A 10,791-nucleotide genomic window follows, 5' to 3' on the forward strand; every position below is an offset into this window, starting at 1 on the left:
ACCGTCATGTGTCCGCCGCTCCGCTAAACACGGGGGCTGCGCGGCGGACACGCCGACGTCACCGCAATGCCACGCCATTTTGCAGAACTTGACGCACACAACTCGCACGCAGCCTGGCCGGAACGCGCGCAATAATTCCCGCCTCTGGTGCCAGATTGACGGGTTGCGCCTGACGATGACGAGGCGTAGGGCCCAAAGCGGGTGGGACGCCGAAGCGCCCCATTCGTTGCTGTTGCCCCTTTAGGTTTTTGGGGCCACGATTTGGCACACGTCCCTAAGCGGCCCTGATTCTCGGGTTGTCATTCGCCACCGCCAACTTCGCCCACTTGCCAGCCGCCAATAGCTCAGCGCCTCCGCGACGGTCTGCATATCCGCCTTTAGCGCCGAAAGCCTTGCCGACCTCAGCAATTGCCGCCTGCTAAGATGACCTCGATGACAGTATCGATATTGGCCGGTGGGGTGATCGGATCGGCAGTTCCAGCCAGCCGTACGTCTCCACGACTCCTGCCCAACTTAAGCTGGCCTAGTCCGCCTATTGCACCCAGAAAGAATGCGCCAGGTGCGATCTCTGGAGGATGGAAGCTGAAGCAAGTTGCCGACGTGAATACTGCGTCGGGATGTATCCACTCCTGCGATTTTATAGAGACACCTCGCGACACCGTATCCCAGTTGCCTGCTCGTGCCGGTTCCGGTTCGGCATCGCCGAGCCGCGGTTGGGCAGACGGCAGCGCTATGCAGGCATCCAACGAACGTGGATCTGGATTCTTCCCTCTTGGCCTGCCGTCCTTTCGGCTCCGGTCGACATGCAGTCCCGCGTCAGTGGGCAGGTTGTCGTTGGCGGCCTGCGGAAGGCGCTCTCGAACGATGAGCCACAATGCGGCGGCCCCCTTCCCGTCGTGCTTTTTCAGCCAATTCCAAGCTGGCCGACCGCCACGAAAACGAATCCGTACAGCGGTGCGCTTCTCCGCCGGGTTGGCCTTCAGGAAGGCGTCTGTTGCTTCTAGTATTTCCTTGCGGGTGGTCTTTGTCATGGGTGGTCATCCCAATTCGAGAAACCGGCCAGGCCGGGTAGTCCGTTTCCGCAATGCGCGGGACGGGTAGTCAGTCGTCATCCTTTAAATCTTCGGCTTCGTCCTTGAGCTTCTGCCAGTCAGCGCCGTGCTTCCGCAATAATGTGCGCGCCTGTTTGGCCGATAGGTCCGTGACTTCGGTAAGGTGCTCTACCTCAAGTTCTGCGCCCTTCTTAACGCGGCTATCGTCGCTCTTTTTCTTCACGGCCATATCTCCGCGCTCCTCGCCCATCGATCAGAGGCAACGAGCGCTAGTGAGCATTGTTCCGGACCTGTGGAACTATCTGCCCGCCGCATTGGTTTCTCCATTGAAAGGAGGACGATCATGCTAAAATTTTTACTTGGTCTTGGCGCGCTCATGCGGTGTTCCAAATCGGCCGAGACTTACAACGACAATCCTCCTAAGTCCCGCTTCAAGATGACCTGGTTTGACGACATTGCTGATAGCCGCCCTAAGAACTTTCTCATCAAGGGCGTCTCTCTCTCTCGATGTAAATAATCCCGGCCGTGTCGGCGTCACATTCTGGAATGTTGTCGACCACAACGCACCAGCGGAGGGCCTCACTGATATCTGCAGGTTCGTTGTCGGATCGCGGCTGTAACAGTTCGCGCTTGAACGTGTAGTGGTTCCCAGGCCACGTCTTCCGGCGCAACCATGATCGATCCGCCTGTCCTGGCCATATTGCCGTAGTGAAAACTGGCCAGCCTCTCTGCGTCGCCATTGTTGATAAGGTCGAGGAACCTTTCTGCTTCAGTGTGGGTGCGGTCATTCGGCGTCGGCTCCATGAGCGCGGCAACAGCGGCGCTGGCAATTTCGGCAACAAGAGAACGAGAAAACGTGACGACGCGCCCACCATGAGCGTTCGGCGCGAAAACGGCGAAGCCGCCATCGGGTCGCTTGGACCCTTCAGATTATAGATTTTCACGGCATCATTCAGTGCTACGTCGACGCGCGCAATGACGTTGCCGCAGCCTGGCGGCTCCGGTCGGGCATCAAGGATTTTCAAGGGGAGCGGTCCAGTCTTGGAGTGCCGCCGTTGGTCGGCGGTGTTTTTTGAAGAAACGCGCGGCCCGTCAGTGTGCTCACTCTCGAGCGATGCGCATTGCTGTCATTTCAATCAATTCGCCAAGGAAGCGGATGCTGACTAAGCCCTGCGCTTCTCGATCTTTGTCTGTTCGGTCGATGGGCCACTCCTCTTGCAGTAGGTGCAAGCCGGTTGCGAACTTTTCCCTATTGAAGTCCGGAACATCCTCTATCAAGCGGATCAGAAGATGCTGCAGGAACGCCTTCTCGGTAGCCTTCCAAAGCATAAACATTTCGCAACAGTTTCGGCATTGTGGCTCATGCTGCCGCGCTCGCGGCGATATGCTTATCAATCCACTCTTCGACCTCGGCACGCATATATGCACTACGTCGTTCGGATAGCGAAACGGGCTTCGGGAACCCCCCGGCTTCGGCCATCAAAATCAATAGTGTACGAGAAAGAGACGTGGCTGCCGCCGCGTCTTTTGGTGCGATCAGGCGCGGTCGGTTGTCGTTTGCTGTCATCGGAATCCCCAGTGCAACCCGGCGCAAAAAGAGCGTGCGGAAAATCCAACGTGCGAAGGGGCACGTTCAAACTCTGAATCTTTAGAGAGGGATTCGGGTCGCCGTTAACTTAGGCGAGGTAAGCCAAGGTGAAGAACAATATGCGTTTTCGCCTGTAATGTCGATATGGTCAACGGGCTTTATTTTCACAATACTGTGCCAGTCTACCATCAAGCCGCGTCTTTTTTGCGACGCGGTGCCACGTCTGTATGCGGCTTCGGTCTTGTCCTTGAGCACATGAGCCAAGGCCGCCGCGGCTACATCGCGCGGGTAATCGGTCTATCGCCAGCCCAATCACGGAACGATGAGCGCAGACCATGCAAGGTCGCATCGCCCGCACCAGCGGCCCTAAGCGCCTTCGTCATCGCTGTGTCGCTGATTGGCCTTCCGTCGCGTCCACCTTCGAACACCAGATCGCTGGTCGACTGCTGCTGTGTAGCGCGGAGGATTGTCACGGCGCGCTCGGAAAGCGGAACCTCATGGTCGCGCGCAGCCTTCATCTTTGCGGCGGGTACCGTCCACAAGGCCGCATCAAGGTCGATCTCCGGCCACACTGCGCCGCGAACCTCACTGGAACGCGCTGCGGTCAATGCGGCGAACTCCACAGCCCTAGCTGACACGCCAGCGGCGGCTCGTAGGCGCTTGATGATGGCAGGCAGTTCCTTGTAGCCGACTGTTGCGTGATGGCCGCGCGTGAGCTTCTGTCGAGCCGGAAGCATATCCTTCAGGCCTCTCCGCCAGTCGGCAGGGTTGTCGCCGACATAAAAGCCGCCTCGCCTTCGCGTGATCCATTACTGCTGCAATGCACATGCGGAGGCGGTCAGCAGTCTCTGGTATCTTCTCCCAGATCGGCTTCAGCGTCTCGACCACGTCGTCGCGCGCGATCTCGGCGATCGGCCTCTTGTGCAGCGGCTTGGCATATTCACGCAACGTCATCGACCACTGCGCCTTGTGCTTCCCATTGCGGAAAGACTTCTCCTTCACCGCTATCTTCATCGGAAAGCGAGCCGGGAAAGTGTCTCGCTTGACGATTCGAAAGACCCGCTGTTTATAGCTTTTTCATCGGCTTCTTTCGTTATCGTTGGCGTCGGAATTGTCCTGCCTGCATGGTTGGCTTTTCATGTTGGCGGTTCGGGTTTGGTTGGCCTCGTGTTGCTGTCGTCCAGCGTGGCGGGTCTGGTGCTCGCACCGGTCGCCGCCATCTGGTCGATCGTCATGATGGAGCAAAGAACTGAGGTCTTTCAATTTGAACCTAATTCCCGCAGCCCCGACCGTGAGACCGCTCTTTTCGCGGACGCCGTAACCACATCTGAACAGGCGGAGCGTGTCGCCGCCTGTTCGCCCTCATCCGGCGAACAATTCCTTGTAACCGGTCGTCACCATCCAGTTCGCCCGATCGAGATGGCTTCGCACAGTTTTCCGGGCCCGCTCCGGCTCTTGCACCGGATCGATGCCGAGGATGACCTGCGCCATCTCCTCATAGCTTGCCTCGTCGGCACCTGCATCCAGGAGCCTCAGGTAGGTCGTGAAGTGCTGACGGTCGTAGCTGGTCAGGCTGTCAGACCAGGGCACTTCTTCTTTAAGACCTGGTTTAACGTCTGGATATTTCATCATGACATCGGGCTCCGGAAGTAAGTGATCGAAGAGCGATTGTTCTTTTCGACAGCCTAACCAAGGATGGGAAACATCGTAGCTAAGACACCATCGCGATCATGACCCGCAAGCGCCCGCTCGAGGCGATATGCGCATCTTCTGACCGGTTCGACCCAGGTGAGGGATGAATTGCAAAAAGCTCAAGACCGTGCGGCGCGCACATCGGGTTTCGCATTGTTGGCCATCAAGGTCGTTTGTGACCACAGGATTAACAGGCAAAGCTTGTGCTTGAATTACCGTGATGCTCAGCATCGGTTCAACCACCGTATTCGAGTTCGTAGCGCCTGCCGAGGGCGCGCTGGCCGGGGCGCAGGTCAAATCGAAAGTCAAGAACCGAAGACTAGCTACCGCGTCCGTGAGGGCTTCGTGAGCTGCGCAAGGACGACCTTGGGGCTTCATGGGTGGCGCAAAGCATCTTTGGCCCTTCGTTTTGCCCGGCCGACAGCGCGCAGATCAACACGCCCACGACGGCGGATGCAGCGCTATGGTCCTCGGTGCCGACGAGCATCGCGATAGTCCTGCCGGGCTGTATTTGCTTTCAGCGGCGACCGCCACTATGAAGCGACGCTTCGCCGACTGTGTTTCACGCCGCCTGGAGAGTTTCATGACAGAAGAAGCCGCAAAAAACATTGACACCCTCATCGAGCTCACCGCCGATGTCGTCTCAGCCTATGTCTCCAACAATCCGGTCCCGGTGGGGGATCTCCCTGCCCTGATCGGCCAAGTGCACGCGGCGCTGAAAGGCACGGCCGCAGGCGTCACCGCACAAAAGCCGGTTGCGCTTACGCCTGCTGTCCCAATCAGGAAGTCGGTGACACCGGACTACATCATCTCCCTTGAAGACGGCAAGAAATTCAAATCACTAAAGCGCCATCTGTCGACCCACCATGGGCTGACGCCAGATGAATATCGCGCCAAATGGGGCCTGCCGGCGGATTATCCCATGGTCGCGCCGAACTACGCCGCGGCGCGCTCGACTTTGGCCAAGACGATGGGGCTCGGCCGCAAACCGAAAGCGCCGGAAGCGCCGGAGCCGGCAGTGGCGAAGCGGACCCGCAAGAAGGTCGCAGGTTAGAATTTCGGCAATCGAGGTTCGTTCTGGAGCGCGCAACTGCCGTCGGCATTTGCGCAGAATACGAGAAGGCGGGGACAGCCCGCCTTCAACTGCAAACATTCTCGTTTCACAAGAAGCGCGTCCGCTTGCAGCAATCTGCTGCGCCGAGCCCTATTCTCGCCCGCTCTTGTCGAGCGGCCGTCAGTACATCCGGACTTGCCGCGTCCTTCCGGCTCTTGCCGGGGGGCAGGAGAAAAATCAGCCAGCTTTGCTGAGGCTGCCAGCGGAGGATTTGCCAGTGCGGCGATCCTGTTCGATCTCATAGTTGATCTGAGGGTCGAGAGGCCCGCGCGTTCGACAGCGGAAATGTGGACGAAAACATCCTGACCGCCATTGTCGGGCTGGATAAATCCAAATCCCTTGGTGCTGTTGAACCACTTCACGGTTCCAGTTGCCATGTGCGTATTCCTTGTAAAGTTTGCAACACGTTCTGGTTCGGCGATCATGCCGGGCCGTTCATAGTATAACGCAGCAAATGCGAAAGACCGGAAGGCCCGGAGCGACACGCCGTGGTAAGCGCATCGTGCAGCCAGTGGACTGGCCGCGACCAAGCGGCAGTCGCAAAGGCAGACGAAACTAACGCATCACGTGGTGAACCTTGCAATGAGGAGTCGGGGGCCGGCACCTCGTACGATCGCCATCGTCAAGAGGAGTCGGAGCGTTAATCACTGCGGCCAGCGCGGATGCGATCGATCGGGCGTGCGTTTTGCTGGGATCAGTCCAAAGGTGAGTCAGGAACAACCGCCCAAGCGATCGACGACTTCCTGCTTGATTTGATGACCCTGGTGGTTGTTGTAGAAAACACCCGCAAGAGGCTCTACAATCCGGCGAGGCAGTTGGCGCGCGTGAGATTGACCAGGATCAGGCCGTTCTAGGCTGATTAGAGCGCCCACTCTCGCGAAGAAGGGGGCCGATCTGATCATCGACAAAATCGAGCGCAGCAAAGCTGACCTGTATCCTGTGGGTGATCGCTGCTGCGATTCCTCATTCACCACCCAGCGTCTGGATCAACGACAACGAGGGCTGCGGAACAAGCCTGGTCAGCGCCACCTCTTGCGACTTCTCAACCCACACTAAGGGTTGATCGGTGGAGGAAAGCCGATGCGATGTGCACCAAGTGTAGCTTTGGGATTGCCGACCGCTTGCGGAGCGCAATCCGTGCCCGGCCACCCATGACATCCGGCATGCGGACCATCAGCAGCATAATCAGTCGCAGGTGACCGATTCAAAAAATGCATTGGACGGGTCCGATTTACACGGGAACATGCGAGCATGGACAAGGGTGGCGGCCATCTTCATTGCATTTTGAATATTTTGCGGCTTCGCGATGGGCCTAATAAAGGCGACTGCGTGGGCGATATTGTCGTTATGGCGGTCATGCTGACAGCAGGACAAGAGATCGGGAGCGTGGGCCCCGGCCTCAGCGGTTAGCCGCTTCAGTCGTGGCTTGGACGACAGCAACGTCTTGGAAAACCGTTGGAGAATGCGTGGGGGCGGGTGGACGAAAGCGTGCGATCGGCCTAGACGACATTCGCAACTCTCCTGAGTCTGCCGAGAGCCTATGAGGCAGCAGCGACCCTTTGTCGTCGAGATCAAACAGAAGCGTTGGCTCGTGAAGCGGCCACACTCAATCTGGGCCGGCATCGACTTGGCCGCCAATCACGAACGATATCGCGGAAGCGAGACTGAAGGTCCGATCGCTGAAGCGCCGATTGTTCCTTGCGAAGATATCCGTTCTCGGCCCATGGCCGCCGTTGGTGAAGCAGTACCCGACGCCAAGGACGTGATCATGCCCGACGTATCGCTTCCTAAGCCGCCGACGGTTGAGGAAGCGCCGGTTCCGAAGGCATCGAACGCACCGACTGGAGGCAGACGGACCCGCAAGAAGAAGCGGTGGCAGAAAGATGTTGCTTTGCCGCGAGATGAACGATGGAAGCGGCGCCTGCCATGGGTGCTCCGCCAGCGCCGGGCTGTGCCGTAGGTCAACTGCGCCAGGATTGAAGCTGCCCTTGTCGAACTGTCCATGACAGGTCGGCAGTGCACCCAAATAACTAAGAGGCTTGAACCGTACTGTAGGGGTTGCCTATCAGACGCCCTCGGATTTAGGGGCGAGAATGAAATCGAAAACGGGCTCAGGCTGGCCAGGCATCGGCTCTCGCAAAACAGCCGGGAAAGTTGTGGCCGCTTCGGCGTGTACCGCGAGCGCGGCAGGTGTCATTCCGAGTGCGGCCTCAAAGGGCCGGCTCGGCAGAGGCGCCACCCGACGAAAAAGCGCTGCAGCTCTCGCCGCATGGCGCGCGGCAGCGACCGGCTTTCCCTCGCGGATCTTCACCCCGGCCGCCGCCAACAGGATCAATCCCTTGAACAAAAGGCGATGCTGAGTGCTTTGTTTCGCAGCGTGCCAAAGAGGCTCCCAAGCCTCATGGGCTTCCCAGTAATAACCGTGATTGAACAGGTCGATACCCCATCGGAACCCGTTTGAGCTGAGTGATTCCTCGACGGCAACAACGGTCATCGGGTCGCTTTGGTAACTGTGACCCAGCGGGTCGCGAACCGGATGCGGATGTTTGCCAGGCAGGTATGCGTAGCCCGGGAAATTCTTTTCGGGTAGCAAGCGACGACGTGACATAGACCCCAGCAATCATGAAAGCACGTCGATGACAATCATGTCATATGGAATCTGATGGACACCGCTGCATTGGCTGCTGGGTCCTTCCATCCCTGAGATTTCAGCCTCCGCCGTACACGCACGACGCCGGACGTCTTCGGTGGCAGACGCCGATAGCGCTTGACCGTCTTGAAGCCCGACTACTCGCGCACCGAAGACTGACGCTGCTTCTGCGAGCAGCAAGCCCGGTCGCAAGGCCGAAGGCGACGCCAGGGTAGTTCGGATCGATCTCTGCCCGGAGCCAGTCGCGCCGGCGTTCAACGTGAGCAGTTTGATGACGGGAACGAAGCTGGGTCTCACTGCGGAGCGGCTGCTGCTGGCGGGGATTCGCGCGCTGGTGCCTCATCGCCGCCGCGCCATCTGCTTAGCCCGCAAGCTAGGAAGCGGCGCTCAGCCGGCTAGAACGGGCGAAGTGACCAGAGCTCCGAAGCTGACGCAAGCGTACGGTCGGCAGCAAGTGGCATATGGACGAGACGTACATCAAGGTCCGCGGCCAATGGATGTATCGGCTTCATCAAGCTCTACACGCTGCGACTGCTCCCGGGCGCCCCGGCCCATCGCAAGTAGCGGAAACGGAAAGCGCCCGCCCAGGGGGGCGGGGCGCTGTTCCGTATGGGTTTTCTGGATCAAACGAAGGTGAAGTCCGACGCGGTCAGGCCTAGGTCGGCCACGGTGACCACACCGCCCAGGTGGACGAACTCATGCGCGCTGTTGTCGGCGGTGACATAGGCCAGAGTTGCGACTCTGTCGGTGTAGCTGCTTTGGTAGACAATGATGTCGCCGGCGTGCTCGCCGGAGATCGCACTCGCGGCTTCAGAAGCAGAGTTGAAAGATTCGCCAGTGATCACCACGACGTGTTCGCCGTTCGCACCCGAGGCCGCACCACTGTAGAAGCTGCTCACCGGGTAGCCGGACTGTATGCTGGCGTTGTTGACGAAGTTCGCGCCAAAACCGTCGTTGTAGAGGCCCACCGCATCGAAGGCGAACTTGTCCTCCGCCGGGTTGAAATCGGTGATAGTGGAAATGTCCGACTTCGACCCGACAACCCCAGGCACCGGATTGTGGAACTGGAACACGAACGTGTCACTGTCGGTGCCCCCGGTCAACGTATCCTGGCCGTCACCCACGTAGAGGACATCCTGGCCGGGACCGCCGCTGAGCCTGTCATTGTCCTCACCGGAGATGCGCGCGTTGAAGCGGCCGTTGTCGCCGGAGAGATCGTCCCAGCCATCTCCGCCGAAGATGCGGTCGTTACCCTCGCCGCCAATGGCTCGGTCACTGCCCGCGCCACCCGAGATCTCGTCGTTGCCGCCACGACCGTCAATCCAGTCATTGCCCCCGAAACCCTCCATCCAATCTTCAAGCTCGGTGCCGAGGAGTGTTTCGGAACCCGGGCCACCCTCGATAATGTTTGCCATCGAAAATACTCCTAATGATGCACCCTGCCTGGCGCGTTCATATTCCTCATCGGATAATTAGAGAAATCGATTGCTTGGATAGACACACATTTACGAAATGGATGCACTCACGTTCACTTCCTTCTGCTGAGCAGTTGCGGGGGCATCGTAAACTTAAAGAGCGCGAGGCGGTCGTAGCCCGCTTGCCCCACGGCGGTTCAAGCCCGCGCGATTTTTGCCCAGAGGTTCATTGCCTCTGAACGCAGTTCGCGATGATGGCTGGAGGAGATTTCGTGGCGGGGGATGTGGAACAGGTTGGCAATCGGATCATGAATTGAGACGAAGCGCTGCAAATGGCGTTGTGACTTGAAGCGTTTCATGATCCGTTCCCGTCGCCGGACTGGCTGATGGGAATTCTCCGCCCGATTGTTCAAGCCTTGATGCGAACGGTGATCGACGCCCGGCATGATCTCTCGCTTTGCAGCGTCGTAAGACCGAAGCTTGTCGGTGATCATCACGCGCGGCGCGCGGCCTTGGCCCTTCAACAGCTTGCGCATCAGACGCTTGGCCGCCTTGGCATTGCGACGACTTTGCACCAGAACCTCCGGGACGAAACCGTCCTGATCGACGGCGCGCCAGAGCCAGTGCTTCTTGCCGCGGATCGAAACGACGGCCTCGTCGAGATGCCACTTGTCACCCAGCCGACCCGCTGAGCGGCGGCGGATCTCGCTGGCAAAGGTCCGCCCGAATTTCTCTGCCCAAAGCCGGACTGTCTGATGCGAGACAATAATCCCTCGTGCCGCCAGCAAGTCCTCGACCATTCGCAAACTGAGAGGAAAACGGAAATAGAGCCAGATAGCATGGGCGATGATCTCGGCGGGGAAGCGATGGCGGCGGTAGAGTGGGTCACGCTCTGTCATAGCCCGTCATCGCACATCGGTATCCACGCTTCGTTAAGTTGACGATGCCCCCACGCGTGTCCATGGTGATCATCGACGCCGAACGGGTCGCGTCCGGCCGCGCGACGAGCCGACAATACCGCGTGGCTGAAACGCGAAACGGTCCGTCCGCATCAAACCCGCCGCTTCCCAGCGGCGGTCGCGCCATCGCCGACACCAGCCGCAAATCGAAATCCCCATAACCATCGCCTGTGGCCCGCGGGTTCCTTCCTCGGGGACTTTCGTACGCCTGCCGGCGCCCGAAACTCTTATATGGGGATGGTCAACCACAAACGGCGTCACGTCGACATTGTCATGTACCTCCGGGCAATCCGCAGATCCATTCGATGGGTCCGTTTGCGT

At 59.0% G+C, this 10,791-nt stretch carries 15 protein-coding genes and 2 pseudogenes; 5 read left to right on the forward strand and 12 right to left on the reverse strand.

What is annotated here, in order from left to right:
* Window positions 1-401 precede the first annotated feature (401 nt).
* The 8 genes from NKI79_RS32615 to NKI79_RS32650 all read right to left on the reverse strand — a co-directional run bounded on the left by NKI79_RS32615 (window position 402) and on the right by NKI79_RS32650 (window position 4,269).
* Entirely contained in the window at window positions 402-1,031 is a 630-nt protein-coding gene (locus tag NKI79_RS32615) for a hypothetical protein (RefSeq protein WP_023722865.1), read from the reverse strand.
* A gap of 70 nt (window positions 1,032-1,101) precedes the next feature.
* On the reverse strand, window positions 1,102-1,281 hold the full coding sequence (locus tag NKI79_RS32620; protein ID WP_031195317.1) for a hypothetical protein: 180 nt from the start codon (window positions 1,279-1,281) through the stop codon (window positions 1,102-1,104).
* 256 nt (window positions 1,282-1,537) lie between these two features.
* Window positions 1,538-2,077: a hypothetical protein gene (locus NKI79_RS32625; RefSeq protein WP_352807373.1), complete on the reverse strand. Its 540-nt coding sequence runs from the start codon at window positions 2,075-2,077 to the stop codon at window positions 1,538-1,540.
* A 76-nt stretch (window positions 2,078-2,153) separates the two neighbouring features.
* Window positions 2,154-2,381 carry a hypothetical protein gene (locus tag NKI79_RS32630; RefSeq protein ID WP_156948345.1) on the reverse strand — a complete coding sequence of 76 codons (228 nt, stop codon included), beginning with the start codon at window positions 2,379-2,381 and terminating at the stop codon, window positions 2,154-2,156.
* Window positions 2,382-2,412: 31 nt separating this feature from the next.
* Window positions 2,413-2,619 carry a helix-turn-helix transcriptional regulator gene (locus NKI79_RS32635; protein ID WP_084643138.1) on the reverse strand — a complete coding sequence of 69 codons (207 nt, stop codon included), beginning with the start codon at window positions 2,617-2,619 and terminating at the stop codon, window positions 2,413-2,415.
* A 296-nt stretch (window positions 2,620-2,915) separates the two neighbouring features.
* Complete coding sequence (locus tag NKI79_RS32640) at window positions 2,916-3,377, reverse strand: tyrosine-type recombinase/integrase (RefSeq protein WP_051409784.1); 462 nt, start codon at window positions 3,375-3,377, stop codon at window positions 2,916-2,918.
* On the reverse strand, window positions 3,268-3,654 hold the full coding sequence (locus tag NKI79_RS32645; protein ID WP_023722859.1) for a phage integrase central domain-containing protein: 387 nt from the start codon (window positions 3,652-3,654) through the stop codon (window positions 3,268-3,270). Before NKI79_RS32645 ends, NKI79_RS32640 begins: the two co-directional genes overlap by 110 nt.
* 348 nt (window positions 3,655-4,002) lie before the next feature.
* The gene (locus NKI79_RS32650; RefSeq protein ID WP_031195313.1) at window positions 4,003-4,269 is read right to left on the reverse strand and encodes a DNA -binding domain-containing protein; all 267 of its coding nucleotides are present in this window, start codon (window positions 4,267-4,269) and stop codon (window positions 4,003-4,005) included.
* 646 nt (window positions 4,270-4,915) lie between these two features.
* On the opposite strand from NKI79_RS32650, the gene NKI79_RS32655 reads away from it, so the two are divergent.
* The gene (locus tag NKI79_RS32655; protein ID WP_031195311.1) at window positions 4,916-5,386 is read left to right on the forward strand and encodes a Ros/MucR family transcriptional regulator; all 471 of its coding nucleotides are present in this window, start codon (window positions 4,916-4,918) and stop codon (window positions 5,384-5,386) included.
* Between the two features lie 237 nt (window positions 5,387-5,623).
* On the opposite strand, the pseudogene NKI79_RS32660 reads toward NKI79_RS32655, so the two are convergent.
* Window positions 5,624-5,823, reverse strand: a pseudogene (locus NKI79_RS32660) (cold-shock protein).
* Between the two features lie 874 nt (window positions 5,824-6,697).
* Between NKI79_RS32660 and NKI79_RS32665 the strand changes: the two are divergent.
* Both NKI79_RS32665 and NKI79_RS32670 read left to right on the forward strand, forming a co-directional pair.
* A complete protein-coding gene (locus NKI79_RS32665) occupies window positions 6,698-6,856 on the forward strand; it encodes a hypothetical protein (protein ID WP_023722855.1) in 159 nt (52 codons plus the stop codon).
* A gap of 130 nt (window positions 6,857-6,986) precedes the next feature.
* Window positions 6,987-7,406, forward strand: coding sequence for a hypothetical protein (locus NKI79_RS32670; RefSeq protein ID WP_352807377.1), 420 nt, complete (start codon window positions 6,987-6,989; stop codon window positions 7,404-7,406).
* 105 nt (window positions 7,407-7,511) lie between these two features.
* On the opposite strand, the gene NKI79_RS32675 is transcribed toward NKI79_RS32670, so the two are convergent.
* Window positions 7,512-7,940, reverse strand: a complete 429-nt coding sequence (locus tag NKI79_RS32675; protein ID WP_031195309.1) for a DUF309 domain-containing protein — start codon at window positions 7,938-7,940, stop codon at window positions 7,512-7,514.
* A 587-nt stretch (window positions 7,941-8,527) separates the two neighbouring features.
* Here NKI79_RS32675 and NKI79_RS32680 point away from each other — a divergent pair.
* Window positions 8,528-8,617 (forward strand): annotated as a pseudogene (locus NKI79_RS32680) (IS6 family transposase); the annotation flags it as partial.
* 102 nt (window positions 8,618-8,719) lie between these two features.
* Here the strand turns inward: NKI79_RS32680 and NKI79_RS32685 are convergent.
* Together NKI79_RS32685 and NKI79_RS32690 are read right to left on the reverse strand one after the other, a co-directional pair.
* Window positions 8,720-9,511 (reverse strand): calcium-binding protein, encoded by a 792-nt coding sequence (locus NKI79_RS32685; protein WP_352807378.1) that lies wholly within the window; start codon window positions 9,509-9,511, stop codon window positions 8,720-8,722.
* Window positions 9,512-9,708: 197 nt separating this feature from the next.
* Window positions 9,709-10,410 carry an IS6 family transposase gene (locus NKI79_RS32690; RefSeq protein WP_352620089.1) on the reverse strand — a complete coding sequence of 234 codons (702 nt, stop codon included), beginning with the start codon at window positions 10,408-10,410 and terminating at the stop codon, window positions 9,709-9,711.
* 62 nt (window positions 10,411-10,472) lie between these two features.
* On the opposite strand from NKI79_RS32690, the gene NKI79_RS32695 reads away from it, so the two are divergent.
* Window positions 10,473-10,631, forward strand: coding sequence for a hypothetical protein (locus NKI79_RS32695; RefSeq protein WP_352807381.1), 159 nt, complete (start codon window positions 10,473-10,475; stop codon window positions 10,629-10,631).
* Window positions 10,632-10,791 lie beyond the last annotated feature (160 nt).

It is taken from the genome of Mesorhizobium sp. M0340, from assembly GCF_040321535.1.
GTDB lineage: Bacteria > Pseudomonadota > Alphaproteobacteria > Rhizobiales > Rhizobiaceae > Mesorhizobium.